We start from the raw sequence: 26,962 nt of genomic DNA on the forward strand, positions 1-26,962 counted from the left end.
AATTCGTAGCATGAGGTAGTCAGAACGGCCGGTGGAAACACCGGCCGTTTTTTCATCAAAAAAGTCCGCAGCCCTGCTGCTGTAAGGATTTCCTGCGCACAGGCGGCATGGGATAATGCCTGCTGTTGCGCTTATCCAAGCCCCGTCCTTCGGGTGCCGGCCACCCCGGCCCGATTCCATAAAAGGTGTTTTTCATGATCGTCTCGCGTCGCGCAAGCGCCCGTCTGTCCACACTCACCGTTGCGCTGCTGCTGGCCGGCTGCGTGACCGCGCCCCAGGGTCCGGTCACCATCAACCTCGTGTCGCTCAATGACTTCCACGGCAACCTGGAACCAAGCCGCTATGTGCTCAAGGGGGCCGACGGCAAGGACCAGGTCATGCGCGCCGGCGGCGCCGAAGCCGTGGCTGCGGCCCTGCAGGCCTGGCGCAAGGAAGACAAGGAGTTGCTGCTGGTGTCGACCGGCGACATCGTCGGCGCCAGCCCGGCGCTGTCGTCGCTGTGGGCCGACGAGCCGACGATCGAAGTGATGAACATGCTGAACCTGCGCGCGAGCGCGGTAGGCAACCACGAATTCGACGGCGGCCGCAAGGAACTGCTGCGCCAGCAGAACGGCGGCTGCGATTCGCCGCACCCGACCAAGGCCTGCAAGCTGACCCCGAATTTCGGCGGCGCCAAATTCACGTACCTGGGCGCGAACGTGATCGACAAGGTCACCGGCAAGCCGATCATCCCCGGCTTCACCATCGAAACCGTCAAGGGCATCAAGGTGGGCCTGGTCGGCGTGGTGCTGCGCGATACGCCGAACATGGTCGTCGCGTCGGGCATCGCGGGCTTGCGCTTCGGTGACGAAGCCGAGGCGGTCAACAACGCGCTGCCAGCGATGCGCGCGGCCGGCGCCCAGGTCATCGTGGCCCTCGTGCACCAGGGCGGCCGCACGGTCGAGTCGCCGTTGCAAGCCGGTTGCAGCAAGCTGACGGGCGACATCGTCCCGGTGGTTCAGAAGATCGACCCGTCGGTCAAGCTGGTGCTGACCGGGCACTCGCATCAGGGCTATCTGTGCGACGTCGATGGCCGCGTTGTGACCCAGGCCGATACGGCTGGCCACCTGCTCACGCGCGTGTCGATGCAGGTCGAACCAAGCACCGGCGCGGTGTCGAACCTGACCGTTGCCAACGTCGTGATGAAGCCGGGCGAGTATCCGGCCGATCCGAAGATCGTCGCGTATGTCGCGCAAGTGAAAGAGCGCAGCGAAGCCGCATTGACGCGCCCGATCGCCAAGATCGCCGTCGCGCCGCTGCTGCGCAAGAATAACGACGCGGGTGAATCGCCCCTCGGCAACCTGGTGGCCGATGCGGCGCTGGACTCTGCGCGCAGCCTGGGCGCACAGTTCGCGTTCATGAACAATGGTGGCGTGCGGCGTGACCTCGAAGCAGGCGCCGACAAGACCGTCAACTTCGGCCAGGCACAGGCCGTGCTCCCGTTCGGAAACACGACCGTCGTGATGAACATGACCGGCGCGCAGATCCGCAACCTGCTCGAGCGCCAGTGGCCCGAAGGCCCGAACGTCACGTCCAGTGTGCTGCAAGTCTCGCAAAACTTTACCTACACGTGGGACGCGAAGCGGCCGGCCGGCACCCGGCTGGTGCCGGGCAGCATCAAGCTCGATGGCAAGCCGCTGGTTGATACTGCGACATATCGCCTGGCACTGAACAACTTCCTGGCCGAAGGCAGCGACGGCTATCCGGAATTCGCACTGGGCACGCAGCGCATCGATACCGGCCTGCGCGACCTGGATGGCTTCATCGCCTACCTGAAAAAACTCGAAGGGCAGGGCGCCGCGCTGGCCCCGGCTACCCCGCGCATCGTGCGCCTCAATTAAGACCATCAAACCATCATGAAAAAACTCGCATGCGTGCTGGCGCTCACCAGCGCCTTTGGATTACTGGGTGCATCGGACGCCGCCGCCTGGGGCCGCGACGGCCACCGCGCCGTCGGCTCGATCGCCGACAAGCTGCTCAAGGGGACCAACGCGCAAAAGCAGATCGCGCTGCTGTTGCAGCCGGGTGAATCGCTGGCGTCGGTCGCCAACTGGGCCGACTGCGTCAAGGGCACGTATTGCGGCCCGCAGACGCCCGAGATGGTCGAATACGTCGAAGGCAATCCGCGCCACAGCGAATATCACTACACCAACGTGCCGTTCCAGCTCGATCACTATCACGAGCATGGTGTGGGTACGAGCGATGTCGACATCGTGCAGACGCTGGAGCAGTGCATCGCTGTCTTGCAGGGCAAGACCGATCCGGCGCTGAACCCGCACAAGTTCACCAGGCGCCAGGCCTTGATCCTGCTGGCGCACTTTGCCGGCGACATCCACCAGCCGCTGCACGTGGGTTCGGCGTTCGTCAGCAAGGACGGCAAGTTCATCGTGCCGAAATCGCGCGCCGAGATCGACGACGCGCTCGTGTTCGATTCGCGCGGCGGCAACAACCTGCTGCTCGATGACGAGAAACTGGCAGCGCTGTCCAAAGGGGTGATTCCTGCTGCAGAAGCGGGCGATGCGCCGGTCGTCGTCAAGGAGGGCGTGCCGAAGGCGTTGACCAAGCCGTTCCACTCGTACTGGGACAGCACGACGGTCGACTACGCCTTCCGCCGCGTCAAGACGCGCACGCCGGAGCAGTTCGCGGACGTGGCAATCGCCAGCGCGCCGCTGGTCGCGAAAGCCAAGGGCGACGTGGCCACCTGGCCCGTGCAGTGGGTGGAAGACGGCCTCAAATCCGCCAAGCTGGCGTATGCCGACGTGGTGCCGGGCAAGCTGACGCCGCAGACGGGCAAGAAGGGCGAGACCTACTACACCTTCGCGCTCGAAGTGCCGGCCAATTATCCGGTGCCGAGCTCCGACATCGCCAAGACCCAGCTGATCAAGGGCGGGTATAACCTGGCCGCGATGCTGCAGGCAATCTGGCCGTAAGCCCACGGCATGCAGCGCGCGGATTGTTCGCGCGCGCGGTGCACTTTTGGCACGGCCTCGGATAGAATCCGGTCATCCCCTGACCAGACTCCCGAGGCCCCATGCATGTCCCACTGAAGGCCGCCATCGCGGCAGCCTGCCTGTTCCCCGCACTCCACGCTCACGCGCAAACCCCCACCGGCGCCAGCCTGCCACTGTGGGAATTCGGCCTTGGCGCCGCTGCCCTGAGCACGCCGGCGTATCCCGGCGCCGACGACCGCACCACCCGCGTCCTGCCCATCCCGTTTTTGCTGTATCGCGGGGAAGTGCTGCGCGCTGACCAGTCGGGTATCGGTGCGCGTCTGTTCCGCTCTGATCGGCTTGAATTCGACGTCGGCTTGTCAGGTGCCTTGCCGTCGGACTCGGACGACGTCGAGGTACGTGCCGGCATGCCGGATCTGGGCGCGCTGTTCGAATTCGGTCCGCGTTTGAAAATTCGCGTGGCCGATATCGACGCGACGAGCCGATTGCGCGCCGAACTGCCACTGCGCGCCGTGATCGAAGCGCGGGGCGGCCTGCGCCGTCAGGGCTGGACGTTCGAGCCGAAGCTGGCCTACGAGACGCGCGGCGAGCGCGGCCTGTGGTCGTTCGAAGCCAACACGTCGGTCGTGTTTGGCGACAAGCGCATCAACCGCTATTTTTATGAAGTCGCGCCGCAGTATGCGACCGCCAGCCGCGACGCCTACAGCGCCGACGCCGGCCTGGTGCTGGCGCGCGTGGGCCTCTTTGCGACGCGCCAGCTCAATCCCGACGTGCGCCTGTTCGGCTACGTGCGCTACGAGTCGTACGCTGGCAGCGCCAACCGCGATAGCCCGCTGCACCTGAAGAATTCGGGCACGTCGGCCGGCATCGGCTTCGCCTGGACGCTGGCGCGCTCGAGCCGCCGCGCGGCGGGCTTCGAGCCGGTCGATCCGGTGACGCCATGACGTAACGCGGGCAAGGCCGGTGTTTGGTGAATGTGTGGTGCACGTCTTACGCTGCAATGCGCTGGACGTTGGTCCGTTCGATTTTTCCGGCCTGGTATAAATCGTATTGCAGCTGCATGCCTGCCCAAAGTTCGGGGCTGGTATTCAGTGCGCTGCCGAGCCGGTAGGCCATATCGGGCGACACACCTGCTGCGCCGTTGACAACACGCTGCAAGGTGACACGGCTGACCCCCAGCCGCGCCGCCGCCTCCGTGATCGTCATCTCTCCCAGGTACTCCCGAAGCACCTCTCCCGGATGCGGCGGATTATGCATACGAGTCATTTTTTCTCCTGAAGTTAGTGGTAGTCAAGGTAGTCAAAGAGGATGGCGTCGGTGCCATCGAATGCAAAAATCGGTCGCCAGTTACCGCTGACTGTCACTGCCCAATGCCCCTTGAGGCCACCTTTTAATGGGTGAAGTGCCCATGCCGGCGCCGACAAGTCTTCCGGACGGGTTGCCTGATCAAGGGCGGCCAATTGAAGGCGCAGTCTTGCTGCGTGCGAAGCCTGGATCCCGGCTTTGTTTCCGGTCTCGAAGTAGCGTTGCAACCCTTTGTGCCTGAAGGTTCTGATCATGCGATGTATAGTATCTTGTATCGCTACAAGATACAATCCCTGTCATGACCTGTCAGTCATATCATCGGGCATGGTCAAGAAAAAGAGCGGCACGTAAAAGAGCGGGATATCCGCCGCTCTTTTACATGCCGCTCTTTTCCCTCAGGCCGTCACGACGCAGTATCAGCGTCGCTCGGCGCAGTTTCAGCGATTACTTCGGCTTGTAAGAAACACGACCCGACAACCCGATCGTACCGGCGCCGTTCGACAAGTCTTCAGTGCCGCTCAGCGAGCCGCCGCCGGTTGCGTGAAAATAGGTGCCGGAGCCGCCCGTGATGGTGAAGGTGCCACCGTTCATGACGTAGGCAGTGCCTGCGCCTGTAGGGACGAACTGGCCACTGTAGTCGGCGAAAATCTGGTCGCCGTTTGGATACAGCAGGATGAACTTGCCCTTGCTGAAGGTGAAGGTCGTGCCGGACTGGGCGAAGCAATCACCGCCCACGAACGCGACCGGCGTTCCTTCAGCCGTCTCACCGTGGCCGGCAAGCTTGCCGCCGAGGGTGGACGCACATTGCGGCGCAGGCCCCACCTTTTCATTGAATACGCCTTTGACTTCAAGCGCCTTGACCACGTTCGGACCGGCCGAGGCCGAGAACGAAGCGGCCATCAGGACCAGGCTGGACAGGAGGCGTACGGAGACAGTCTTCATTACAATAATTCCTTGGCTGTTAAAAAAATGATATTGCACATACTAAGATAAGAGAACAAATCCTCTTGCGCGCACGATTCCATTTTTTCACGTTGTTGCAGGTTGCCCACATGCTCCTGGTGCTCGGTCGCAGTTTGATGACACCTTCACTGCGCGACATGGTTGAACGCGTGGACGGCGCAGCCGTCCACCCTACGTTGACAGCGCATCCATAAAAAAACGCCGGGCGAACCCGGCGTTTCATGTGGTGGAGAAGGTGACCTGCGTTATGCGGCCTCGCGCATCCCCAACGCTGGCCGCGCCACGCTCTTGAGCGCCGGACGCGCCTGCTGCGCTTCGAAGCGGAACGTCGACACCAGCTGCGACAGCGCCTTCGCCTGCTCCCGCATCGACGTCGATGCGGCGGCCGCTTCTTCGACCAGCGCCGCGTTCTGCTGCGTCACCTGGTCCATCTGCGCGATCGCCTGGTTCACCTGTTCGATGCCGGCCGACTGCTCCTGGCTGGCCATGGCGATGCCCGACATGATGCTGGTCACGCGGCCGATGCTGTCGACGATTTCCTGCATCGTCGCGCCGGCGTCCGACACCAGGCGGCTGCCTTCTTCGACCTTGGCGCTCGAGTCGCCGATCAGGGTCTAGCACGACAGGGTCAGGTCTGGCATTCAGACACGAGCTCAACAAAAGTCTAGCTATAAAAGCCCTGATGAACGGACTAAAGCAGAGTCCGTGTCCAAATGTCAGACCTGACCCTGGCTGTTCTGGCGGCTGATTGTGCTGGCTATGTTTTCCTTCAAACCGTAAAAAAAACGCCGGGCGAACCCGGCGTTTCATGTGGCGGATGAGGTACTCCGCGTTATGCGGCCTCGCGCATGCCCAGCGCCGGCCGCGCCGCGCTCTTGAGCGCGGGACGCGCCTGCTGCGCTTCGAAGCGGAACGTCGACACCAGCTGCGACAGCGCCTTCGCCTGCTCCCGCATCGACGTCGATGCGGCGGCTGCTTCTTCGACCAGCGCTGCGTTCTGCTGCGTCACCTGGTCCATTTGCGCGATCGCCTGGTTCACCTGTTCGATGCCGGCCGACTGCTCCTGGCTGGCCATGGCGATGCCCGACATGATGCTCGTTACGCGGCCGATGCTGTCGACGATTTCCTGCATCGTCGCGCCGGCATCCGACACCAGGCGGCTGCCTTCTTCGACCTTGGCGCTCGAGTCGCCGATCAGGGTCTTGATTTCTTTCGCTGCTGCCGCCGAACGCTGCGCCAGATTGCGCACTTCGGAAGCCACGACCGCGAAACCGCGACCCTGTTCACCGGCGCGCGCTGCCTCGACTGCCGCGTTAAGCGCGAGGATATTGGTCTGGAACGCGATGCCGTCGATGACGCCGATGATGTCCACGATCTTCTTCGACGAATCGGTGATGGCGTCCATCGTCTGGACGACGCGCCCGACCGTGTCGCCGCCGCGGCCGGCCACCTGCGAGGCGTTCTGCGCGAGGGTGTTGGCTTCGCGCGCGTTGTCCGCGTTCTGGCGCACGGTCGAGGTCAGCTCTTCCATCGAGGATGCGGTTTCTTCCAGTGCGCCGGCCTGCTGCTCGGTGCGGGCCGACAGTTCGAGGTTGCCGGCCGAGATCTGGTCGGCCGCTTCGGCGATCGTGTCGGTGCCACTGCGCACCTGGCTGACGATGCCGACCAGGTTGTCGTTCATGTCCTTCAGGGCGCCCATCAGCGCGCCCGTTTCGTTGTTGCCCTGGACGACGATCTGGCTGCTCAGGTCACCCGTGGCGACGGTTTGCGCCACCAGCACGGCTTCTTCGAGCGGGGTCGTGATGCGGCGGCCGATCCACCAGGCGAACAGGCCGCCGCAGACCAGCGCGAGGGCGGCCAGCGTGACCTGCAGCTTCAGGCTCGTTGCGAAGCTCTCGTCGATCTTGGCCGAATCGGCGGCCACGACATCCTTCTGGAATTTCACCATGGCGCGCAGGCTCTCGAGATACGACTGCACGCGCGGCAGCATGTCGGTATTGAGGAAGTTGCGCACAGCCGCATCGTCGCCCGCCGCCTTCTGCGCCATCACGCTCTTGCGCGCCTTGCGGTAGCCTTCGCGCTGCTCGTCGACCTTGGCAAACAGGGCCATCGCGGCGGGGTTGTTCGCCAGGCTCGTGGTCAGTTCCTTGTGCACCACGTCCGAACGCTTGGACGATTCGGCGATCGCGTCGAGGAAATATTTCTCGTCGTTCGCATCGGTCATCTTGATCGCGGCGATCGTGCGCGCGGCGTTGGTCTCGATGATGGCCTGCCACTCCTGCAGCAGGGCGAGGCGATGCAGGCTCTCGCCGGTCAGCTCGTCGGTCAGGTTTTCCGCTTTCTGCATCTGGAACAGGCCAATGCCAACCAGCAGCACCATTGCAGCGAGGATGGTGGCGAAGCCGCCGAGGATCAGCGTGCGGATCTTGAGATTTTGAAAGTTCATGAAATTCCGTCTATCGGTGAAAAGCAAAATTCGTGGCATACAAAGTATTGCCACAAGGCACTACATTTTCACAGATTCGGAACAGAAAATCCGGAGAAATTGTGCGAAGTACGATCACTTTTCCGGAATGTCGCGCGATGGTCACGCGTTGTACAGACGAAGTTTTCGCGGTACACGCACCCCTGAAACGTTTGACGCTGCCGGGGTGGCAGCGTCGTTGTTCAGGCACCGGCCGGCGAACGATCAGCGCGATTTGACGAACGGCTTGCCCAGCGCCTTGGGCGCCACCGACTTGGCCATCAAACCAGCCAGCACGACCACGGTAACGATGTACGGAATCATCTGGATCAGCGAGCCCGGAATGCGGCCCACGACCGGCAGGTCGACGCCTTCGATCTGGATCTGCACCGCGGCAAAGAAGCCGAACATCATGCAACCGAGCACCGTGTGCACGGGGCGCCAGTTGCCGAACACCAGCGCCGTCAGCGCCAGATAGCCGGCACCGGCCGACATGTCGCGCAGGAAGAAACCGCTCTGGACGATCGACAGGTAGGCGCCCGAGAACGAGCACAGCACACCGGCGATGATCATCGCCGTGTAGCGGGTGCGCTGGACCGAGATGCCGGCTGCGTCAGCCGCATGCGGGTTTTCGCCACAGGCGCGCAGACGCAGGCCAAAGCGGCTGTAGAACAGCACCCAGTGCACGATCGGGAGCAGGGCAAAGGCCAGGTACACCAGCACCGAGTGCCCGCCGATCAGGCTGCCGTAGACCCAGCCCAGCACCGGCACGTCGGCCACCAGTTCGGTCCCGGGCAGGATGACGCTCGCGAGGCGCGCCTCGCCGAGGTCCGGCGTGCGCCCGCCCTGCTGGAAGAAGTACTGGGCCACGACGAACGTCAGCCCGCTCATGGCGATATTGATCGCGATGCCGGCCACGAGCTGGTTGCCCTTTTGCGTGATCGAGACGAAGGCCTGGATCAGCGCCAGCACGACGGAGGCCACGATGCCGGCCGCAATGCCGAGCCACGGATCCTGGTAGGTGTAGGCAACGCCGGCCGACACGAAGGCCGACGCGAGGATCTTGCCTTCGAGGCCGATGTCGACCACGCCGCTGCGCTCGGCGAACAGGCCGGCCATGGCCGCGAACATCAGCACCGGTGCGTTGCGGATGGTGGAGACGACGATACTGGCGAACTGGAAGTCTTCCATGGCTTATCCCTTGCTTGCACCGTTGTTGGAGCGTGTTGCGTTGATCAGTTTGAGGACCGCCGGCGCGTACATGTTTTCCATGGCGCCGCAGAACAGGATGATCAGGCCCTGGATGAAAATGAAGGTCTCTTGCGGGATGTTCGGTTTTTCCAGCGACAGGTCGAAACCGCCCTGGATCAGCGCGCCGAACAGGATCGACGAGAGCAGGATGCCCACCGGATGCTGGCGGCCCATCAGCGCAATCGCGATGCCGATAAAGCCCGCACCGGCCGGGAAGTTCAGGCTCAGGTAGTGGGTCGAGCCGAGGATCGAGTTCACCGCCGCCAGGCCCGCCAGGGCGCCCGAGATCAGCATCGCAATGATGATCGTGCGGCTGATGCGCACGCCCGCATAGTGCGCGGCGTGGGCATTCAGGCCCGTGGCCTGCAAGCGGTAACCCCAGCTCGAACGCGACACGGCCACCCAGTAGACCACCAGCGCGACCAGGGCCAGAAGGAAGGCCAGGTTCAGCGGCGTGCTCTCGCCGAAGAACGGCAGCCAGTTCGACAGCAGCGGGATCGCGGCAGCGTCGGAGAAGGTGCGGCTGGCCGGGTTCTGGTCACCCTCGGGAATCATGTACTTGACGATGATGAAGTTCATCAGGCCGGCGGCGATGAAGTTGAACATGATGGTCGTGACCACCACGTGGCTGCCGCGCTTGGCCTGCAGGTAGCCCGGCAGGAAGGCCCAGGCGGCGCCGAAGACGGCGCTGGCCACGATCGCCAGCGGGATCAGGAGCCACGGCGAGAGCGTCGCGTCGAACGCCAGCATCGCCAGCGTCAGGCCCAGGCCGCCCAGATACATCTGGCCTTCGGCACCGATGTTGAACAGGCCCGCCTTCATCGCGATCGACACGGCCAGGCCGGTAAACACGAAGGTCGACGCATAGAACAGCGTGTACGACAGGCCTTCCGGATTGATGACGGCGCTGTTGACGAGGATCTGCAGCGACTCGACCGGGCTTTCGCCCAGCAGATGGATCACGAGCGCCGCGACCAGCAGGGCAGAGAGCAGATTCAGGACCGGCAGGACGAAGCCCGAGGCCCAGCGTGGGAGTTCAGTGGTTTTCATGATTTGTGCATCCCGCCCATCAACAGGCCAATGCGGGTCGTGTCGAATTCGTCGATCGGCAATTCGCCGGTAATGCGCCCGCCCGACATCACGATGATGCGGTCAGCCAGCGCGCGCACTTCTTCCAGCTCGGTCGAGACCAGCAGGATCGCGACGCCCTCGTCGCGCAGGCGCAGCAGTTGCGTGTGGATGCTCTCGATGGTGCCGATGTCCACGCCGCGCGTGGGCTGGCCCACCAGCAGCAGTTTCGGCGAGCCCGACACTTCGCGCGCGATCACGACCTTCTGCTGGTTGCCGCCCGATAGCAGGCCGATGCGCACGTTGGGGTCTTTCGGGCGCACGTCGAATGCCTCGAGCAAATGGGCGCAGCGCTTGGCGATGGCGTCGAAATCGAACAGGCCCATGCCCTTCGTGACGCGCTCCTGGTAGCCGAACACGGTGTTCTGCATGACCGAGAAATCCTTGATCACGCCGTCGCGCAGGCGGTCTTCCGGCACGTGGCCGATACCCATGTCGCGCAGTTCGGCGGGCAGGCCGTCGGCGTTCGAGCGGCCGGCGAAGGGCAGGGATTTGCCTTCGAGTGAGACCGTGCCGGAGGTCGGCAGGCGCATGCCCGACAGGATGTGCATCAGCTCGCTCTGGCCATTGCCCGACACGCCGGCAATGGCGACGATCTCGCCAGCGCGCACCGACAGGGCGATGTCGCCCAGCAGCTGCACGCCGTTGGCGTCCTTCAGTTGCAGGTTCTCGACCTGCAGCACTGGCGTGCCTGGCGCATAGGGTTTGCGCGGCAGGTTGCCTTCGATCGGACGGCCGACCATCATGTTGGCCAGCTGTTCCTTGCTGGTGTCGACCGTGGCGACGGCGCCGGCCAGGCGGCCCGCGCGCATCACGGTCACCTGGTCGGTGATGTCCATGATCTCGCCCAGCTTGTGGGTGATCAGGATGATGGTCTTGCCCTGTTCCTTGAACAGCCGCAGGATGTCGAACAGCGATGCGATTTCCTGCGTGGTGAGCACGGCAGTCGGCTCGTCCAGGATCAGGATCTCGGCGCTGCGGTAGATCTGCTTGAGGATTTCAACGCGCTGCTGCGCGCCCACCGACAAATCGGAAATCACAGCCAGCGGATCGACGTCGAGGTGGTAGCGCGCGCAAATTTCGCGCAGCTTCACTTCCGTCTCGCGGCGTTTCTTCGACAGCTTGAAGGCGCCTTCGGCCCCGAGCATCACGTTGTCGAGCACCGTCATGTTCTCGACCAGCATGAAGTGCTGGTGCACCATGCCGATGCCAAGTGCGATGGCTTCCTGGCTCGAGCGGATTTGCTGCTCCTTGCCGTTGATGACGAGCTGCCCGCTGTCGGCATGGTAGTAGCCGTACAGGATGCTCATCAGGGTGGATTTGCCCGCGCCATTTTCGCCGATCACACCATGGATCGAACCCTTGGCGATCGAGAAGCTGACGTCGGCGTTCGCCTGCACCGGCCCGAAGGCCTTGCTCACGTTGCGAAATTCTACGGCTGGCTGCATTGCGATCTGTCGTAAAAAGGAAGTGTGCTTATCATTCAAAAGCGCGCCGGACCGGTAATCAACCGGCGCGGCGCGCTTCGAATGGAATGAAGGTGATCAGACCGGGCAGGAACTGCCGGCGCGGTAATCGATGACCTTGATCTTGCCGTTGATGATGTCCTGGCGTACGGCATTGACGCGCTTTTCGATGTCCGGCGTGACGACCGCGCGGTTATCCTTGTCCAGCACCCAGTCGACGCCGCCTTCTTTCAGGCCCTTGTAGGTGACGCCTGCTTTCCAGGTGCCTTTCTTGACTGCCATGAACGAGTCGTACACTGCCACGTCGACGCGCTTGACCATCGAGGTCAGCATCGTGCCCGGGTGCAGGTAGTTCTGGTTCGAGTCGACGCCCACGGCCAGCTTGCCCTTGGTCTTGGCCATCTGCAGCGCGCCCATGCCGCTGCCGCCGGCCACGGCGAAGACCACGTCCACGCCGCGGTCGAACTGCGCACGGGCCAGTTCGCCACCCTTGGCCGGGTCGTTCCAGGCTGCTGCCGTGGTGCCGACCATGTTCTGGATGATTTCAGCTTTCGGCGCCTGCGCCTTGGCGCCCTGGCCGTAGCCGCAGGCAAATGCGCGGATCAGCGGAATGTCCATGCCGCCGACAAAGCCGAGCTTCTTGGTCTTGGACGCCATGGCCGATGCCACGCCGACCAGGTACGCGCCTTCCTGCTCCTTGAACATCACCGATTCGATGTTCGGGCCTTGCGCCACGCTGTCGATCAGGATGAAGCGCACGTTCGGGAATTCGCGGGCGACTTTTTGCACGGCCTGGGTTTGCGAGAAACCGATGGCGGCGATCAGGTCGACCTTCTTGCGCGCCAGGCCGCGCATGACTTGCTCGGCCTGGGTATCGCTATTGGCCTGCACCTCGAACACCTTCACGCCGGTCTCTTTCGTGAAGCGCTGCAGACCTTCGAAGGCCGACTGGTTGAACGACTTGTCGAACTTGCCGCCCGCATCGTAGACCATGCCGAATTTCGGCGCGGCGATCGGTGCGGTCGATGGCGCTGCCAGCGCGCTGCCGGCAAGGCACATGGCCGCCACGGTGATGCTGAGTTGCTTGAATTTCATGGTTGAGCTCCTGGAATAGCGATATTGTACCCGCCGCATGCCTTGCGATGGGATCGGCTGCGCGATTGTCGCAGCACGGCGCCGTGCAAGTGGTTACGGTTTGTATCTGGGGAGGGGCGTTGAGGCCAGGCCCGCGCCCTTCGGGCACAAGCTGTCAAATATGCATCAAGCTGCAAGTTGATGACAAATACGATTTTACTTCCCAATTTATTCGCTGGAAATATAAATGCTGACAAATTCAGCGATTATTTTGCGGAGAGGGCCAGATCGGGCGCTGCCGCCGTCGTTTCGACGGGTGGCGTGGCATTGGCCACGGCATCGGCCACGGCTGCCGCAGCGGCCGGCGTCACCGGTTGATTGAACTGACGCGTGAGGAAGCCGGCAACCATGTCATGCGTCGCTTGCAGGTACGGGATGGTCATGTGGTCGGAGTCCGGCACCACCTCGTCGGCCACCAGCGCGCCCAGCTTGGCCACCAGCAGGTCGGTATGGAAGTGGGGTACGACATCGTCGCTGGCGGCGCGCAGCACGTAGGTAGGGGCCTTGAGCATCGGGGCGTACTTGATCGACTCGAAGCGGTGGCGCAGCATGTATTCGATGGGCATCACGCGGAAGCGCCGCTTGGCAATCGCCAGGATCGAGTCGTACGGCGTGATCAGCACGACCGAGTGCGCAGGGCGTTCGCGGGCTACCTGCACCGCAACGCCCGAGCCCAGGCTGCGGCCGACCACGGCGATGCGCTGCGGGTCGACCTGGCCGCGTGTGGCGAGCCAGTCGTAGAGCAGGGCGCCATCCTCAATCATGTGGATCTCGGCCGGGATGCCTTGCGAATCGCCATAACCACGGTAATTCATCGCCAGCACGGTCATGTTGGGGAACAGCTTGCCGGCGTCTCGCGCAACCCACGACACTTCTTCGGAGCGCCCGCCAAAATACAGCACGGCCGGGCGCGGACCGGGAATGACGGGCGTCATCAGCCAGCCGGCAAGGCGCGTGCCGTCTTTCGCGCGCAAGACGACGGGGCGGGTGCGGTGACCGCTCGAACGGGGGCTTTTGACTTCGCGTTCGAGCGTCGGATTGAACACGAGACGGCGCTGGTTGGCCGCGACGGCAGCGGTCAGGCCCAGCCACAGCATGCTGGCCAGTCCAGTGATTCCTGCCGCCATTTTTTTCGACCTGTCCATGCTTCCAAGTCTACGCCTGCTGTCGAGTTTTGTTCTTAGAGGCATTCTTCTATGCATGTTTCATGACGGTTTTGCAGTCAAAAAGTTGTTTTATTCCAACATAGCAGAGCCTGCCCCGTGGTAGCGATGCCGGACAGCACGCTTGCGCCACTTGTTCGGCTTTCCGGTAGGATTGATGCACCCGGCCACGCGCCATCTCCTGGAGTCTTCGTGCATTTTCTTTTGACCTATGATCTGGCCCCCGACTATCTCGAACGCCGCGGTGAGTTTCGCGACGCCCACCTGGCGCTGGCGTGGGAAGCCCAAGAGCGTGGCGAGCTGATACTTGCCGGCGCCATGGCCGAGCCGGCCGACAAGGCCGTCCTGGTGTTCGACTGCGAGACCGCGGAGCTGGTGCAACTGTTCGCGGCGCGCGATCCGTACGTGCTCAATGGCCTCGTGCGCGCCTTCCATGTGCGCCAGTGGAATACGGTCGTCGGTGACCTGGCGACCAATCCCGTCCGGCCGGGCTAACCTTCATCCGACATTCGCCTCGGCGCCCCATGAACATCGGGTAAGATTGCCCGCGTTTATCACCGCCGGGGAATGCAATGGAATCTGCTGTGAATCTGTGGCCACTGCTCGGCGTGGTCGTCATCGTGGTCGGGTTCGTGCTGCGCGCCAATCCGGTGCTGGTGGCGGTGGCCGCCTGCGGCGTGACGGGCGTTGCCGCGGCGATGTCCGTCATGACGCTGCTCGAAACGCTTGGCGCCGCCTTCCTCAAGACCCGCAACCTGCCACTCATCCTGCTGCTGCCGCTGGCCGCCATCGGCCTGCTCGAGCGCTTCGGCCTGCGTGACCGCGCCCAGGCCGCCATCGGCAAGGTACGGTCTGCCACCGCCGGGCGCCTGCTGATCGTCTACCTGTTTGCGCGCGAAAGCACGGCGGCGCTGGGCCTGACCAGCCTGGGCGGCCATCCGACGATGGTGCGCCCGCTGGTGGCGCCAATGGCCGAGGCGGCGGCCGAGGCGCAACACGGCCCGCTGCCACAGCGCATCCGCTACCGCATCCGCGCGATGTCGGCTGCCACCGACAATATCGGCCTGTTCTTCGGCGAAGACATCTTTGTTGCGTTCGGCGCCATCGTCCTGATGCACACGATCCTGCAGGCCGAAGGCATTGAGGTCAATCCTCTGCACATCGCCTTGTGGGGCATCCCGACGGCGATCACGGCGTTCGTCATTCACGCCTGGAACCTGCGCCGCCTGGACGCTGAGATTGCCCGCGCCGTGCTGGGCGAGAAGGGCGCCGCATGACGCTCTCGATCGATCACTTCTACATCCTCGTCGGCCTGCTGCTGGCCGCCGTGGCCATCATGAACCTGGTGGACCGCAGCAATCCGCGCCGGGTCACGACGGCGCTGTTCTGGGGCCTGTACGCGCTGCTGTACCTGGCGGGCGAAGCGCTGCCGCTGGCGGCGGTCGGCGCCCTGATGATCGGCATGGCGCTGCTGGCCGGTTTTGGCGGCGTCAAGGCCGGCCAGCCCAGTGCGCTGGCCCCGGAAGCGCGCCAGGCCAGCGCCGCGCGGCTGGGCAATCGCCTGTTCATCCCGGCGCTGCTGCTGCCGCTGGTGACCGTCATCGGCGCGACCCTGCTGAAGGATGTGCAGCTGGGCGGCCTGCCGCTCCTCGATCCGGCCCACATCACCATCGTCAGCATGGGCTGCGGCGCAGTCGTGGCATTGATTGCCGCGTGCTGGCTCACGCGCGCCACGCCGCTGCAGGGCGTGCGCGAAGCGCGCCGTCTGGTCGACGCGATGAGCTGGGCGGTCGTGCTGCCGCACATCCTGGCGGTGCTGGGCCTGCTGTTTTCCGAAGCGGGCGTGGGCAAGGCAGTGGCGCACTTGACGACGACCTATATCGGGCTGGACTCGGCGTTCATCGCGGTGGCCGTGTACTGCCTCGGCATGGCGCTGTTTACGATCGTGATGGGCAACGGCTTTGCCGCGTTTCCCGTCATGGCCGGCGGCGTCGGCATTCCGGTGCTGGTGGGCGTGTACGGCGCCAACCCGGCCGTGATGGCGGCGATCGGCATGTTCAGCGCGTATTGCGGTACCCTGATGACGCCGATGGCGGCCAACTTCAATATCGTGCCGGCCGCGCTGCTGGAACTGCCCGACAAGAACGCCGTGATCCGGGCCCAGATCCCGAGTGCGCTGCCGATCCTGGTGGCCAATATCTTCCTGCTCTACTTTTTGATGAACCTGTGATGATCAAGACTGTTCTGCTGACGGGCTTCGAGCCGTTCAATGGTGCCACCATCAATCCGGCCTGGGAGGCCGTACGCTCGCTCGAAGGCTGGCAGGGCGACGGTTTCCAGGTCGAGGTGCGCCAGTTGCCGTGCGTGTTCGGTGACGCCATCGAGGATCTGACGGCGCTGATCGACGAGCTGCATCCGGACGTCGTGATCGCAGTCGGCCAGGCGGGCGGACGGCCCGATATCTCGGTCGAGCGGGTGGCGATCAATGTCGACGATGCGTCGATCCTGGACAACGGCGGGCAGCAGCCGGTCGATACGGCGATTGCCGCCGACGGTCCGGCCGCGTATTTTTCAACGCTGCCGATCAAGGCGATCGTGCACGCGCTGCGTGCACGGGGGCTGGTGGCGGGGGTATCGCAGACGGCCGGCACGTTCGTCTGCAACCATGTGTTCTATGGCTTGATGCACCACGCTGCGACGCAGCCGCAGCCGCAGTCGCAGCCGATGAAGGCGGGCTTCATCCATGTGCCGTTCCTGCCCGAGCAGGCAGCTGCGCGACCGGATGCGCCACCGTCGATGGCGCTGGAAGACATCATCGCCGGGGTCAAGCTGGCGGTGGAAGTGACGCTCGGCGTCGACACCGACCTGCGCGAAGCGGGCGGCGCGACGCACTGACGCCAATTAGCGCAGCTTGATCGTGGTGACGGCTTTCTCGTCACGCAGCTCGAACGCTGCATCCTCGAAGCTCGGCGGACCGAAACGGCCACGGGCATCGCGGCTGAATGCGTACGGCTCTTTCGGGATGCCCAGCACGTTGCGATCGAGCTTGCCGTTGTCGTTCTCGTCCTGATACGACAGCACGGCCCACGAACCGGTCGGCACGCCGTCGACCGTGACGACCGTTTCACCCGCCTTCGCCGGGGCCGAGCCGGAATACGCGCAATCCTTCAGGAAGGTGTTCTTGTCGCACACGGCGACGAGTACCTTGCCCTTGGCCGTGACGCCCTGGACGCGCACTTCGATCGATGCGGCCGAGGCGCTGCCTGCTGCGCAGAATGCTGCGGCGAGTGCTAAAGTACGGAAAGTCGATTGCATGTATTCTCCAATGGTTCAATTGTTGGTGTATCGTGTTTGACCGCCTGCCGCCGTTGCTGCGCTACCGTGCGCGGCGGTCGCATGTTAGGCTGTCGGCATCCGCTTCCATGCCCGCCACCCCATCAAGGCGCTTACTTCATTATGCTGCTCAACGCGCTCATCGTTATCGCCACCATCGCCTTCATGGAATTGTTTTCCATCGTCGCGCACAAGTACATCATGCACGGCTTCGGCTGGGGCTGGCACCGCTCGCACCACGAGCCGCGCACCGGCTGGTTCGAAAAAAACGACCTGTACGCCGTCGTCTTTGCCGGCATCGCCATCGCGCTGATCTGGTTCGGTACGCGCGGCTACGGGCGCATCGAATGGATCGGCGCCGGCATGACCGGCTACGGCCTGCTGTACTTCATCGCCCACGATGGCCTGGTGCACCAGCGCTGGCCGTTCCGCTACGTGCCGCGCAGCGGCTACTTCAAGCGCCTGTACCAGGCCCACCGCATGCACCATGCGGTCGAGGGCAAAGAGGGCGCCGTGTCGTTCGGCTTTCTGTACGCGCCGCCCGTCACCAAACTCAAGCAGCAGTTGCAGGCCCAGCAGAACCAGCTGCGGGGTCCGCGCGGCCAGGCCGCTGCCACAGACCACGCCGCACAGGTAGCTCGCGACTAGACTTCAGGCGCGAGGCCAGCGCCTGCAGCCCGCCCAGCGCGAGCAGGCGCAGCTTGGTCGCCTTCGACGTGCCGACCCGCTTGTCCCACGCGCGCGGTCCGCGCCGTTTCACTTCCACCCCGATCTGCCGATACACATTGCGCGCCGTGGCAATCGCCCACGCCGAACGCAGCGGCAATGCCGCCAGGCCAATCGACGCCGACGCGTAGTACGGCTCCGCATGGTCCACCAGGCGCGCCGCAACTGTCGCCAGCGCGGCCCGGTTGCGCGGCAACGCAACCAGGTCGGGCTGGATGCCGGCCTCGATCAGCCACGCATCTGGCACGTAGCAGCGGCCGATGGCTGCGTCGTCGATGATGTCGCGCGCGATATTCGTCAGCTGGAACGCGAGCCCCAGATCGCAGGCCCGGTCGAGCACCGCCTCGTCGCGTGCGCCCATGATCGACGCCATCATCAGGCCGACGACGCCGGCCACGTGGTAGCAGTAGCGCAGCGTGTCGTCGATCGTGCGGTAGCGCGCCTCGTTGACGTCCATCGCAAAGCCGGCCAGGTGATCGTACGCATAGCGCGGCGCGATCGCGTGGCCCAGCGCCACTTCCTGGAACGCGGCAAACGCCGGGTCGCGCATCGGCTCGCCCTCGTAGGCGCGGCGGGTATTGTCGTACAGCCGGTCAAGTTCGAACGGCGCATTGTGCGTGACCTGCGCCACCGGGGTGCTGGCAAAGCCAAGCTCCTGGCCGTCGACGACGTCGTCGCAGTGGCGGCACCATGCATACAGCATCAGCACGGCGCGCCGCGTGGCCGGCGGGAACAGTTTGGCCGCCGCTGCAAAGCTCTTCGACCCGACCTCGATGGTCTGGGTCGCGTGCGCCATCAGGTTCTGGCCGGCCTGCGTCGTCATCGCAGCCCTCCGGCATGCGCTCCCGCGTTGACACCTTCGAGCATCAGGCCGGCCGTGGCCTTGGCCGAACCGATCACGCCCGGCACGCCCGCGCCCGGGTGGGTACCGGCGCCGACCAGGTACAGGTTCGGCAGTTCGGCGTCACGGTTGTGCGGACGGAACCAGGCGCTTTGCGTCAGGATCGGCTCGAGCGAGAAGGCCGAGCCCACGTGGGCATTGAGCTCATCGCGGAAGTCGTTCGGCGTGAAGATGCGGCTCGTGACCAGCTGGCTGCGCAGACCCGGCATGTAGCGCTTCTCGAGGTAGTCGAAGATGCGGTCGCGGTAGCGCGGCCCTTCGACATCCCAGTCGATCGGCGCATTGCCCAGGTGCGGCACCGGCGCCAGCACGTAGTGGCTGCCGCAGCCCGGTGGCGCCAGCGACGGATCGGTCACGCACGGCGCGTGCAGGTACAGCGAAAAGTCGTCGGCCAGCTTGTCGCTCTTGAAGATCTCGGTGATCAGGTCCTTGTAGCGCGCGCCGAAGCAGACCGTGTGGTGCTGCAACTGCTCATGGTGCTTGTTCAGGCCAAAGTAGATCACGAACAGCGAATTGCTCCAGCGCTTCTTGCGCAGCGTTTCGCCCTGGCTGCTGCCGCGGCCGTGGTTGCTCAGCAGGTTGGCATAGGTGTGCACGACGTCGGCATTCGAGGCGACGGCGTCGGCCGGGAACCAGCGGCCGTCTTCCAGCCGCACGCCGCTGGCCAGGTTGCCGACGGTTTCGATGCGCGCCACTGGAGCGTTCAGTTCGAGCTTGCCGCCCATGTCCTGGAACAGGCGCACGAGGCCATTGACGAGCGCACCGGTGCCGCCGCGCGGGAACCAGACGCCCCAGCGCCGTTCCAGCGCATGGATCAGGGTGTAGATCGAGCTGGTGGCGAATGGATTGCCGCCCACCAGCAGCGAATGGAACGAGAACGCCTGGCGCAGGTGCTCGTTCTTCACGAAACGCGAGACCATGCTGTAGACGCTCTTCCATGCTTCGAGGCGCGCCAGCTTCGGGCCGGCGTTGATCATGTCGCGAAACGACAGGAACGGCACCGCGCCCAGCTTCAGATAGCCCTCGTCGAACACGGCTTTCGAATAGGCGAGAAAGCGCTGGTAGCCAGCCACGTCAGCCGGATTGAGGGCATGGATCTGGCGGTCGAGCGCTTCCTGATCGTTCGCGTAGTCGAAGAAGGTGCCGTCTTCCCAGCACAGGCGGTAGAACGGCGTCACCGGCAGCATCTCGACATAGTCGCCGATCTTCTTGCCGCACAGCGTGAACAGTTCTTCGATCGCGGTCGGATCCGTGATGACGGTGGGGCCGGCGTCGAAGGTAAAACCCTGGTCTTCGTAGACGTAGGCGCGGCCGCCCGGCTTGTCGCGTTTTTCGAGCAGGGTGGTCTGCGTGCCGCCGGCCTGCAGCCGGATGGCCAGGGCCAGGCCACCGAAGCCGGCGCCGATCACGACGGCGCGCTTGGGTTCGATTTTCATCTGGTTCATTCGGGATTCCTGATCTGATGGGGTTGTGTCTTGCGGACGGCGACGAAGGCTTCCATGACCGGGACCGGCGGCTTGCCGGTCAACAGGCGCAGCTTGTCGGCGAATGTCAGGCGGCCGGCGTAAAAGCGCGCGATCATCGGCGCGCCCAGGCGGTAAAAGCGCTGCATCACCTGCCAGCGGTGGTCGGGGCTGCCGGCCATGAACAGCATGCGGTTGAGCATGCGGAAAAAGCCCTGGCGCTGCCATTCGTCGCGCGCTTCTTTTCGGATCGCAGCAAACAGCGATTGTGCCGCAAATGGCGCCGCCAGGTCGGGCAGGGCCGCGATGCGCTCGGCCAGGCGCACGGCTACCGGCAGCGAATACCCGGTCGTCTGGTGAAACAGGCCGGCGCGCAGGCCGACGGTTGGCTGGCCATCGAGGGCATCCCAGAAGCGGTCGAAGTCGCCTGCCAGCACGATCGGCAACGAGCCCTGTTCTTCGCGCAGCACGTCGCGGATCTGCCAGCCGCGCCCGGCGGCGTAGGCGGCGATATTGGCGCGCAGCCGCTCCGGTTCCCAGACGGCGCTGTCGACGTAATGGGTGTCTTCGATCAGCACGCGGTCGGGGCCGAACGGCAGCAGGTAGACGAAGCGGTAGCCGCCTTGCTGGGCCACGCTCGCGTCCATGATCACCGGCTGCGTCAAACCGTGCGGCGCGTGCAGGCGCACTTCCTGGCCCAGAAAGGTCTGGTAGCCCAGGGCCAGGTGCGGGCTGGCGCTGGGGCCGCGCCCGTCGATGACGGCGTGCGCATGCAGCCGCGTGCCATCGGCCAGCCGCACGCTCGTCGGCGTGACGGCGTCGATCCGCACGCCGGTGCGCAGCAGCGGGCCCAGGCCGGCTTCGATCGTGCGCGCAAAATCGGGCGAGGCAATGCTGGCGTAGCCGCCGCTCAGCGCGCGCGCATGCTCGGGGAAGACAACGTCGTAGCCCGGCCAGCGGTGCGAGACGAGCGGCGCGATCCAGCGCAGCTGGGCCGCAGTCAGGTCGCTGTCGTGGAATGACCAGGTATGGTTGCCGCCCAGATGCCGGCCCTGCTCGAGCAGCAGGATGCGCAGTTCGGGCCGCTCGGTCTGCAGGCGCCAGGCGATCAGGCTGTTGGCCAGGCCGCCGCCGACCAGGATCAGGTCGTGGTCGATGCTGTCGCGACTACTGTTGCTGCGCTCATCCATGGCTGGCCACCGCCGTCGGCAGGTGCAGTGCGGTCTCGATGATGTCGGCCGCGCGCGGCGCGCCACCGGCAACGCGGATAGCGTCGGACAGCGGCGCCATGCGTGCGGCGAAATCGGGTTCGGCCAGCAGCCGGCGCAGCTTGCGCGTCAGGTCGGCCACGCTGCTCATGCGCGGCGAAGCGCGCAGGCCAACGCCACTGAACTCGACGCGCGCGGCGCCGCCCGGGTGGTCGAAGGCAATCGGCAGCGCCAGGATCGGCGTGCGCGCCGCCACCGCTTCCATGATCGTGTTCGCACCCGCATGCGAGACGATGGCGTCGGCGCGCGCCAAGACGGCCAGTTGCGGCACGTACGCGTGCACGCGCGTGCTGCCGATGGCTTCGAGCGCGCGCACCTGCGCGTCATTCAGGCCGCCGCAGTGCGCGATCAAGAGGTCGGCATCGATCTGCTTGCAGGCTTTGGCGATGCGCTTGAAGAGCGGGTAACGGTCGCTCACCAGCGTGCCGAGCGACGCGTAGATGAACGGGCGCGTGCTGGAGGCCGGCGGCAGGAACGGCGCCAGTTCTTGGGGGCTCAAGGCCGGCGCCACATTGGCCGCGTGCAGCGGCCCGACATGGTGGAAGTGCGCCGGCAGTTCACGGCGCGGGAAATCGAAGCCCGGCACGATCTGCGCGATCTGCACCAGCGGCGACAGGCACTCGTGCAGCATGCTGCGTGGTGGCAGGCCAAGGCGCTGGGCCTGTGCCGCAATCGCGCGGTGGTGCGGGCCCATCATCCAGTCATAGACGCGCGTGCTGCCTTCGACGATCTTGAAGGCGCGCTCGCTGTCCTCGTACACGAACGGCATCACGGGCAGCGGGATGCCCGGCTCGCGGTTGACGGGCAGGGCGCACGCGATCGAGATGAACGGCATGCCGAGGCTCTCGGCGACCATGCCGCCGGCCGCTTCCATCTGGTCGGCCAGCACGCAGTCGACCTGCAGTTCCTTCAGCGCGGCCGGCAGTTCGCGGCACAGCATCTCGGTGCTGGCGGCCATGTCGAGGATCACGCGGCGCAGGCCCAGCGGGCTGCCGGGATTGGCCACACGTGCGAGCATCGCAGGCAGCGAGCCGGCCGGATGGGTAGCCGCGCCGATGGCGTGAAAGCCGACGCGTGCATCCTTGACATAGGCGGCAGCGTCCGGGCGATGGATGAAGGTGACGCGGTGGCCGCGCGTGACGAGTTCGCGCGCCAGCACCATCAGCGTGTTGAAGTGGCTATACAGGGCCGGAGCCACGACCGCGAAGTGCGCCATGCGAGGGTTGTTCAGATCAGGAATCAGTTCGGGGATTCAGTTCAGGCGCAACTCGGCCAGCTGGGGACTCGGGCGCAGTTCGCGCGGCTTGGCAGGTTCGGCAATGAAGCGCGCGCCTTTGGCTTCCTTGGCAAACAGCGCGCTCATGAAGTGCCGCGTGCGGCCCTTGCCGCCAATGGCGGCGCCCAGGCAGCGATCGGCCTCGATCAGGCAGGCCGACAGGCGGCGCTGCGCTTCGTCGAAGCCGAGCGTGTTGATCAGGGTGGCCTTGCCGATGTCCTTGCCGGTGTCCTTGCCCGTGATCGCGCTGTCGTTGCCGGCGCCGTCGAGGAAGTCATCCTTGATCTGGAATGCCTGGCCGGCCGCCAGCGCAAAGGCGCGCAGCTGTTGCGACACGCTCTCGTCGGCGTGGCACATGATCGCCGCCATGTCCACGGCGACGCCCAGCAGCAGGCCGGTCTTGAGTTCATTGGTGGTGGCAATCGCCTCGGGCGAGCGCGCGCCGCCGTGCAGGTCTTCGAACTGGCCGCGCACGAGGCCCTGGTCGCCCACCGTCTGCGCCAGCGTTGCGACGAGGCGCGCGCGAGTCGCCGGCTGGATATCCTGGGATTGCGACAGCACGCCAAAGGCGCGGCTGAGCAAGGCAACCGAGGCCAGGATGGCGACATCCTGGCCGAACTGGATGTGAATGGCCGGTTTGCCACGGCGCAGGCTGGCGTCGTCCATGCATGGCAGGTCGTCGAGGATCAGCGAGGCTGCGTGCACCAGTTCGACCGAGCAGGCCACGTCGATCAGGGCAGGGGAGGCGCAGCCGAGGTCGCGCGCCACCAGCATGACCAGCAGCGGACGCATGCGCTTGCCGGCGGACAGGGCCGACGTGCGCATGGCCTTGGCCAGGCTGTCGGACTGGCCGTTTGCGCTCAATAATTGTTCAATGCGGTCGTCGATCGCCGAGCGCAGCGTGTCGATGTCATCGAACACGGCGTCGTCGAATTTTTTCAGGCGGAGCCCGTCGTAGCGCGGCGTTGCTGTAGTCATACGAGCTCCTCTGGAAAATTGATGGTCTTGATAACTATCATACCGGACCCAAAGTTAAAAAATAATTAATTGGCCTCAATCGTGCGTAGTTTTCTGCCTAGAAATTATACCCATGTGTGCAGAAAGGCAATGCTTTACGGGACAAAAACGGTTCGATTGTTCACGTGGCTGGTGAATCCGGGAACAGGATTTTGAGAAACGCCCGCACCACTGGCGCATCGTCCTGCGCCGGGTAACTGATATACAGGTTGGCCGACGGCGCATGCTCGTTAATTGGCAGGAAGCGCACCCCCGGCCAGCCGATGCGGCTCGTCGTTTCCGGCATCAGCGCCACGCCCAGGCCGGCGCCGACCATCGCCAGCAGCGTCTGCGGCTCGGCCGCTTCCTGGAAAATGGTCGGCTCGAAGCCCGCGTTCACGCAGCATTGCATTAAATAGCGCGGCTCGGCCGACTGGTCCAGGTGCAGCGTCAGCATCGGCTCGCCGGCGATGTCGAGCAGTGAGATCGCATCGCGGCTAGAGAGCGGATGGCGTGCATTGACGGCCACGCAGAACTGCTCCTTGAAGCACAGCTCCTGGCGCAGGTTGGCCGCTTTCAGCACGTCCGCCTCGATGCGCGGCTCGCGCCAGAAGCCCACGTCGATCTGCTTGTTGCGCAGCGCCTCCCACTGGTCGTTCGGGCCCAGCTCGTGGATCGTCCACGTCACGCGCGGGAAATCGGTCTGGAAGCGTTCGAGCAGGCCGGGGATCGGGCCCCACATCGCCGAGCCGACGATGCCCACGCGCAGCCGGCCCACCTGGCCGCGGTCGATCTGGCGGATGGTATCGATCGTCATGCGCATCCGGCCCAGCAGGTCGGCCGCCTCGACCATCAGCGCGCGCCCGGCCACGGTCAGCTCGAAGCTGCGCGTGGTGCGGGTAAACAGGCGCACCCCCAGTTCGCTTTCAAGCTTCATGATCTGCTGCGACAGCGGCGGCTGTGAAATGTGCAGGCGCTCGGCGGCGCGGCTGAAGCTTTTCTCTTCAGCCACGGCCAGGAAGTACTTCAGTTGTTTCAGGTCGATCGACATGGGCGGCTACGCTGACGACTCAGGCTGCGCGGTGGTTCAGCGCCACGGCCAGGCGCGCGCCGATCAGCGCGTTGTGCTTGACCAGCGCGATATTGGTGGCCAGGCTGCGGCCCTCGGTGAGCTCCTTGATGCGGCCCAGCAGGAACGGCGTGACCTTCTTGCCGGTCACGTTCTGGCTGGTAGCCTCGCCCAGCGCCTGCGTGATGATGGCGTCGATCTCGGCGGGCGCCATCGCGGCGTCGGCCGGCACCGGATTGCTCACCACGACGCCGCCGGCCAGGCCGAGTTGCCACTTGGTGCGGATGAACGCCGCCTGCTCTTCGGGCGAGTCGATCTGGAAGTCGGCCTGGAAGCCACTGTCGCGCGTGAAGAAAGCCGGAAAGCCCGGCTGGCCGACGCTGATCACCGGCACGCCATGCGTTTCCAGGTATTCGAGCGTGAGGCCAATGTCGAGGATCGATTTGACGCCGGCGCAGACGACGGCCACGCTGGTCTGCGCGAGTTCCTGCAGGTCGGCCGAGATGTCGAAGCTCGTTTCGGCGCCGCGGTGCACGCCACCGATGCCGCCGGTGACGAAGACTTCGATGCCGGCCAGCTGCGCGCAGATCATCGTCGCGGCGACCGTGGTTGCGCCCAGGCGCGCCTGCGCCAGCACGTAGGCCAGGTCGCGCCGGCTCACTTTCATGGCGTCCGGCGAAGAGCCCAGCAGTTCGAGCTGCTCGTCCGACAGACCGATGCAGATCTTGCCGGCGATGACGGCGATCGTGGCCGGTACGGCGCCGGCGTCGCGGATGATCTGCTCGACCTCGCGCGCCGTGCGCACGTTCTGCGGGTACGGCATGCCATGCGAAATGATGGTCGATTCGAGGGCGACGATCGGTTTGCCGGCGGTGCGGGCGGCAGCCACTTCGGGCGAGAGCAGGAGGAAGTTGTGCATGAGAGGTCTCTGTTTAATCAGTAATAGGGAGTTGGCTATCGGCCGGTTGATCGAGCAAGCCGGGCGCAAGTTGGGGGCAGACGGTCTGCGCGCAGCCTATGGTCATGGCGGACAGTGTCAGGCCGCGACGGCAGGCCAGGTCGAGCGATGTCGCGCCGCTGTACAGGCTCCAGCAGACAGCGGCGGCAAACGCATCGCCGGCGCCGGTCACGTCGACGACGTCGACGGCCGGCGCGGCCAGGCTGCGCAGGCCGTCGGGCGTTGTAAACATGACGCCCTGCGCACCACGCGTGACGATCACGTCCTGTGCGCCGTCGGTCTGCAGGTCGGCGCAGGCGCGCGCGATCGCGGCCTCGCTGTCCATCGCGCGGCCGGCGCGTTCTGCCAGTTCGCCCAGGTTCAGGATCAACACGCGCAGGCCGCGCAGGTCGCGCGGCAGGCGGTTGATCTTCGGTTCGGACACGGCGACGACCACCATCGGCACGCCGCCCGCCCGCGCGTCGCCCAGCAGCGCGGCCACGGCATCGTGCGGCAGGTTCAGATCGGCCACGATCAGCGCGGCGCCAGCGCGCTGCGGCGCGCGGCTGGCAAAGAACGCGGGCGTGAGCGCGTCGTTGATCGCCATGTCGGCCAGCGCGACACGCATCTCGCCATCCTCATCGAGCACCGCCGTGTAGGTGCCGCTGGCCGCGCCATCGACCAGCAGCACGCTGCGCGTGTCGATGCCCGCTTCGTCGGCATGCGCGAGCAGCGCGCGGCCCGAGGCGTCCGGGCCGACTGCCGTGATGAGGCTTGTGGGAGCGCCCAGGCGCGCGAGGTTCTCGGCGATATTGCGCGCCACGCCGCCGAACGATTCGGTCTGGCGCGCCGGATTGGATGTGCCCAGGGCCAGCGGGCCGAGCGAGCGCAGCTTGCGGTCGAGATTCGACGCGCCGATGCAGACGACGGGGCGATGATCCGGCAGCACATAGGCGCGGCCGAGGATGCGCCGCTCGCGCACGAGGGTGGCGATGTAATTGGCCACGGCCGAACGCGACAGACCCAGCCGGGCCGCAAGGTCTTGCTGGGAGATGAACGGGTTGGCGCGGATCAGCTCATACAACTGGTCTTTTTTGGGCATCGCTCGGTAGACTGGTTTAAACTTATG

At 65.0% G+C, this 26,962-nt stretch carries 26 protein-coding genes and 1 pseudogene; 8 read left to right on the forward strand and 19 right to left on the reverse strand.

Going from position 1 to position 26,962, the window contains the following annotated elements:
• The first annotated feature begins 194 nt into the window (after nt 1-194).
• From AC56LV_RS19680 to AC56LV_RS19690, 3 genes are all read left to right on the forward strand, one after another.
• On the forward strand, nt 195-1,880 hold the full coding sequence (locus AC56LV_RS19680; protein WP_499560095.1) for a bifunctional metallophosphatase/5'-nucleotidase: 1,686 nt from the start codon (nt 195-197) through the stop codon (nt 1,878-1,880).
• A 15-nt stretch (nt 1,881-1,895) separates the two neighbouring features.
• A complete protein-coding gene (locus AC56LV_RS19685) occupies nt 1,896-2,969 on the forward strand; it encodes a S1/P1 nuclease (RefSeq protein WP_499560096.1) in 1,074 nt (357 codons plus the stop codon).
• A gap of 101 nt (nt 2,970-3,070) precedes the next feature.
• Entirely contained in the window at nt 3,071-3,934 is an 864-nt protein-coding gene (locus tag AC56LV_RS19690; protein ID WP_499560097.1) for a MipA/OmpV family protein, read from the forward strand.
• 46 nt (nt 3,935-3,980) lie between these two features.
• Here the strand turns inward: AC56LV_RS19690 and AC56LV_RS19695 are convergent, their stop codons facing one another.
• The 10 genes and pseudogenes from AC56LV_RS19695 to AC56LV_RS19740 all read right to left on the reverse strand — a co-directional run bounded on the left by AC56LV_RS19695 (nt 3,981) and on the right by AC56LV_RS19740 (nt 13,846).
• A complete protein-coding gene (locus AC56LV_RS19695; protein ID WP_499560098.1) occupies nt 3,981-4,256 on the reverse strand; it encodes a HigA family addiction module antitoxin in 276 nt (91 codons plus the stop codon).
• A gap of 14 nt (nt 4,257-4,270) precedes the next feature.
• Nucleotides 4,271-4,549, reverse strand: a complete 279-nt coding sequence (locus AC56LV_RS19700; protein WP_499560099.1) for a type II toxin-antitoxin system RelE/ParE family toxin — start codon at nt 4,547-4,549, stop codon at nt 4,271-4,273.
• A gap of 190 nt (nt 4,550-4,739) precedes the next feature.
• Nucleotides 4,740-5,237, reverse strand: coding sequence for a hypothetical protein (locus tag AC56LV_RS19705; protein WP_183557350.1), 498 nt, complete (start codon nt 5,235-5,237; stop codon nt 4,740-4,742).
• Nucleotides 5,238-5,503: 266 nt separating this feature from the next.
• A pseudogene (locus AC56LV_RS19710) lies at nt 5,504-5,869 on the reverse strand (methyl-accepting chemotaxis protein); the annotation flags it as partial.
• 221 nt (nt 5,870-6,090) lie between these two features.
• Nucleotides 6,091-7,704, reverse strand: a complete 1,614-nt coding sequence (locus tag AC56LV_RS19715; protein ID WP_499560100.1) for a methyl-accepting chemotaxis protein — start codon at nt 7,702-7,704, stop codon at nt 6,091-6,093.
• 243 nt (nt 7,705-7,947) lie between these two features.
• The gene (locus tag AC56LV_RS19720; protein ID WP_183557370.1) at nt 7,948-8,913 is read right to left on the reverse strand and encodes an ABC transporter permease; all 966 of its coding nucleotides are present in this window, start codon (nt 8,911-8,913) and stop codon (nt 7,948-7,950) included.
• Nucleotides 8,914-8,916: 3 nt separating this feature from the next.
• Nucleotides 8,917-10,023, reverse strand: coding sequence for an ABC transporter permease (locus tag AC56LV_RS19725; protein WP_499560101.1), 1,107 nt, complete (start codon nt 10,021-10,023; stop codon nt 8,917-8,919).
• On the reverse strand, nt 10,020-11,549 hold the full coding sequence (locus tag AC56LV_RS19730; RefSeq protein WP_499560102.1) for an ABC transporter ATP-binding protein: 1,530 nt from the start codon (nt 11,547-11,549) through the stop codon (nt 10,020-10,022). Before AC56LV_RS19730 ends, AC56LV_RS19725 begins: the two co-directional genes overlap by 4 nt.
• Nucleotides 11,550-11,645: 96 nt before the next feature.
• Nucleotides 11,646-12,662, reverse strand: a complete 1,017-nt coding sequence (locus AC56LV_RS19735) for a BMP family lipoprotein (protein ID WP_499560103.1) — start codon at nt 12,660-12,662, stop codon at nt 11,646-11,648.
• 245 nt (nt 12,663-12,907) lie between these two features.
• A complete protein-coding gene (locus AC56LV_RS19740; RefSeq protein ID WP_499560104.1) occupies nt 12,908-13,846 on the reverse strand; it encodes an alpha/beta hydrolase in 939 nt (312 codons plus the stop codon).
• A gap of 210 nt (nt 13,847-14,056) precedes the next feature.
• On the opposite strand from AC56LV_RS19740, the gene AC56LV_RS19745 reads away from it, so the two are divergent.
• The 4 genes from AC56LV_RS19745 to pcp all read left to right on the forward strand — a co-directional run bounded on the left by AC56LV_RS19745 (nt 14,057) and on the right by pcp (nt 16,759).
• A complete protein-coding gene (locus tag AC56LV_RS19745) occupies nt 14,057-14,359 on the forward strand; it encodes a YciI-like protein (protein ID WP_183557384.1) in 303 nt (100 codons plus the stop codon).
• A gap of 77 nt (nt 14,360-14,436) precedes the next feature.
• Entirely contained in the window at nt 14,437-15,141 is a 705-nt protein-coding gene (locus tag AC56LV_RS19750; RefSeq protein WP_499560105.1) for a DUF969 domain-containing protein, read from the forward strand.
• On the forward strand, nt 15,138-16,094 hold the full coding sequence (locus AC56LV_RS19755; protein ID WP_499560106.1) for a DUF979 domain-containing protein: 957 nt from the start codon (nt 15,138-15,140) through the stop codon (nt 16,092-16,094). Before AC56LV_RS19750 ends, AC56LV_RS19755 begins: the two co-directional genes overlap by 4 nt.
• 2 nt (nt 16,095-16,096) lie before the next feature.
• Entirely contained in the window at nt 16,097-16,759 is a 663-nt protein-coding gene (gene pcp, locus AC56LV_RS19760) for a pyroglutamyl-peptidase I (RefSeq protein WP_499560229.1), read from the forward strand.
• 6 nt (nt 16,760-16,765) lie between these two features.
• Here the strand turns inward: pcp and AC56LV_RS19765 are convergent, their stop codons facing one another.
• Complete coding sequence (locus AC56LV_RS19765; RefSeq protein WP_499560107.1) at nt 16,766-17,179, reverse strand: DUF2141 domain-containing protein; 414 nt, start codon at nt 17,177-17,179, stop codon at nt 16,766-16,768.
• Between the two features lie 141 nt (nt 17,180-17,320).
• Here AC56LV_RS19765 and AC56LV_RS19770 point away from each other — a divergent pair, with 141 nt between their 5' ends.
• Nucleotides 17,321-17,845, forward strand: a complete 525-nt coding sequence (locus AC56LV_RS19770) for a sterol desaturase family protein (RefSeq protein ID WP_499560108.1) — start codon at nt 17,321-17,323, stop codon at nt 17,843-17,845.
• On the opposite strand, the gene crtB is transcribed toward AC56LV_RS19770, so the two are convergent.
• From crtB to AC56LV_RS19810, 8 genes are all read right to left on the reverse strand, one after another.
• Nucleotides 17,751-18,746: a 15-cis-phytoene synthase CrtB gene (gene crtB, locus AC56LV_RS19775; RefSeq protein ID WP_499560109.1), complete on the reverse strand. Its 996-nt coding sequence runs from the start codon at nt 18,744-18,746 to the stop codon at nt 17,751-17,753. The two genes, AC56LV_RS19770 and crtB, sit on opposite strands and share 95 nt — an antisense overlap.
• Nucleotides 18,743-20,269, reverse strand: coding sequence for a phytoene desaturase (locus AC56LV_RS19780; protein ID WP_499560110.1), 1,527 nt, complete (start codon nt 20,267-20,269; stop codon nt 18,743-18,745). Before AC56LV_RS19780 ends, crtB begins: the two co-directional genes overlap by 4 nt.
• Nucleotides 20,266-21,477 carry a lycopene beta-cyclase CrtY gene (gene crtY / locus AC56LV_RS19785; protein WP_499560111.1) on the reverse strand — a complete coding sequence of 404 codons (1,212 nt, stop codon included), beginning with the start codon at nt 21,475-21,477 and terminating at the stop codon, nt 20,266-20,268. Before crtY ends, AC56LV_RS19780 begins: the two co-directional genes overlap by 4 nt.
• Nucleotides 21,470-22,771, reverse strand: a complete 1,302-nt coding sequence (locus AC56LV_RS19790; protein ID WP_499560112.1) for a glycosyltransferase — start codon at nt 22,769-22,771, stop codon at nt 21,470-21,472. Before AC56LV_RS19790 ends, crtY begins: the two co-directional genes overlap by 8 nt.
• Before the next feature lie 36 nt (nt 22,772-22,807).
• On the reverse strand, nt 22,808-23,809 hold the full coding sequence (locus AC56LV_RS19795) for a polyprenyl synthetase family protein (RefSeq protein ID WP_499560113.1): 1,002 nt from the start codon (nt 23,807-23,809) through the stop codon (nt 22,808-22,810).
• Between the two features lie 160 nt (nt 23,810-23,969).
• Nucleotides 23,970-24,878, reverse strand: coding sequence for a LysR family transcriptional regulator (locus AC56LV_RS19800; protein ID WP_499560114.1), 909 nt, complete (start codon nt 24,876-24,878; stop codon nt 23,970-23,972).
• 19 nt (nt 24,879-24,897) lie between these two features.
• Complete coding sequence (locus tag AC56LV_RS19805; RefSeq protein ID WP_499560115.1) at nt 24,898-25,815, reverse strand: pseudouridine-5'-phosphate glycosidase; 918 nt, start codon at nt 25,813-25,815, stop codon at nt 24,898-24,900.
• Between the two features lie 13 nt (nt 25,816-25,828).
• A complete protein-coding gene (locus AC56LV_RS19810; protein ID WP_499560116.1) occupies nt 25,829-26,935 on the reverse strand; it encodes a carbohydrate kinase in 1,107 nt (368 codons plus the stop codon).
• Nucleotides 26,936-26,962 lie beyond the last annotated feature (27 nt).

This window comes from Telluria sp. RB2R28 (assembly GCF_059685835.1).

Excerpts from the sequence above, each read along its gene's own strand:
- AC56LV_RS19740 (WP_499560104.1), bottom strand. The coding sequence starts at position 13,846 with ATGGACAGGTCGAAAAAAATGGCGGCAGGAATCACTGGACTGGCCAGC.
- AC56LV_RS19750 (WP_499560105.1), top strand. The coding sequence starts at position 14,437 with ATGGAATCTGCTGTGAATCTGTGGCCACTGCTCGGCGTGGTCGTCATC.
- crtY (WP_499560111.1), bottom strand. The coding sequence starts at position 21,477 with ATGGATGAGCGCAGCAACAGTAGTCGCGACAGCATCGACCACGACCTG.
- AC56LV_RS19780 (WP_499560110.1), bottom strand. The coding sequence starts at position 20,269 with ATGAACCAGATGAAAATCGAACCCAAGCGCGCCGTCGTGATCGGCGCC.
- AC56LV_RS19735 (WP_499560103.1), bottom strand. The coding sequence starts at position 12,662 with ATGAAATTCAAGCAACTCAGCATCACCGTGGCGGCCATGTGCCTTGCC.
- AC56LV_RS19805 (WP_499560115.1), bottom strand. The coding sequence starts at position 25,815 with ATGCACAACTTCCTCCTGCTCTCGCCCGAAGTGGCTGCCGCCCGCACC.
- AC56LV_RS19685 (WP_499560096.1), top strand. The coding sequence starts at position 1,896 with ATGAAAAAACTCGCATGCGTGCTGGCGCTCACCAGCGCCTTTGGATTA.
- AC56LV_RS19795 (WP_499560113.1), bottom strand. The coding sequence starts at position 23,809 with ATGACTACAGCAACGCCGCGCTACGACGGGCTCCGCCTGAAAAAATTC.
- AC56LV_RS19690 (WP_499560097.1), top strand. The coding sequence starts at position 3,071 with ATGCATGTCCCACTGAAGGCCGCCATCGCGGCAGCCTGCCTGTTCCCC.
- AC56LV_RS19810 (WP_499560116.1), bottom strand. The coding sequence starts at position 26,935 with ATGCCCAAAAAAGACCAGTTGTATGAGCTGATCCGCGCCAACCCGTTC.
- AC56LV_RS19695 (WP_499560098.1), bottom strand. The coding sequence starts at position 4,256 with ATGACTCGTATGCATAATCCGCCGCATCCGGGAGAGGTGCTTCGGGAG.
- AC56LV_RS19770 (WP_499560108.1), top strand. The coding sequence starts at position 17,321 with ATGCTGCTCAACGCGCTCATCGTTATCGCCACCATCGCCTTCATGGAA.
- AC56LV_RS19765 (WP_499560107.1), bottom strand. The coding sequence starts at position 17,179 with ATGCAATCGACTTTCCGTACTTTAGCACTCGCCGCAGCATTCTGCGCA.
- AC56LV_RS19700 (WP_499560099.1), bottom strand. The coding sequence starts at position 4,549 with ATGATCAGAACCTTCAGGCACAAAGGGTTGCAACGCTACTTCGAGACC.
- AC56LV_RS19715 (WP_499560100.1), bottom strand. The coding sequence starts at position 7,704 with ATGAACTTTCAAAATCTCAAGATCCGCACGCTGATCCTCGGCGGCTTC.
- AC56LV_RS19730 (WP_499560102.1), bottom strand. The coding sequence starts at position 11,549 with ATGCAGCCAGCCGTAGAATTTCGCAACGTGAGCAAGGCCTTCGGGCCG.
- AC56LV_RS19725 (WP_499560101.1), bottom strand. The coding sequence starts at position 10,023 with ATGAAAACCACTGAACTCCCACGCTGGGCCTCGGGCTTCGTCCTGCCG.
- AC56LV_RS19790 (WP_499560112.1), bottom strand. The coding sequence starts at position 22,771 with ATGGCGCACTTCGCGGTCGTGGCTCCGGCCCTGTATAGCCACTTCAAC.
- AC56LV_RS19720 (WP_183557370.1), bottom strand. The coding sequence starts at position 8,913 with ATGGAAGACTTCCAGTTCGCCAGTATCGTCGTCTCCACCATCCGCAAC.
- crtB (WP_499560109.1), bottom strand. The coding sequence starts at position 18,746 with ATGACGACGCAGGCCGGCCAGAACCTGATGGCGCACGCGACCCAGACC.
- AC56LV_RS19800 (WP_499560114.1), bottom strand. The coding sequence starts at position 24,878 with ATGTCGATCGACCTGAAACAACTGAAGTACTTCCTGGCCGTGGCTGAA.
- AC56LV_RS19680 (WP_499560095.1), top strand. The coding sequence starts at position 195 with ATGATCGTCTCGCGTCGCGCAAGCGCCCGTCTGTCCACACTCACCGTT.
- AC56LV_RS19705 (WP_183557350.1), bottom strand. The coding sequence starts at position 5,237 with ATGAAGACTGTCTCCGTACGCCTCCTGTCCAGCCTGGTCCTGATGGCC.
- AC56LV_RS19755 (WP_499560106.1), top strand. The coding sequence starts at position 15,138 with ATGACGCTCTCGATCGATCACTTCTACATCCTCGTCGGCCTGCTGCTG.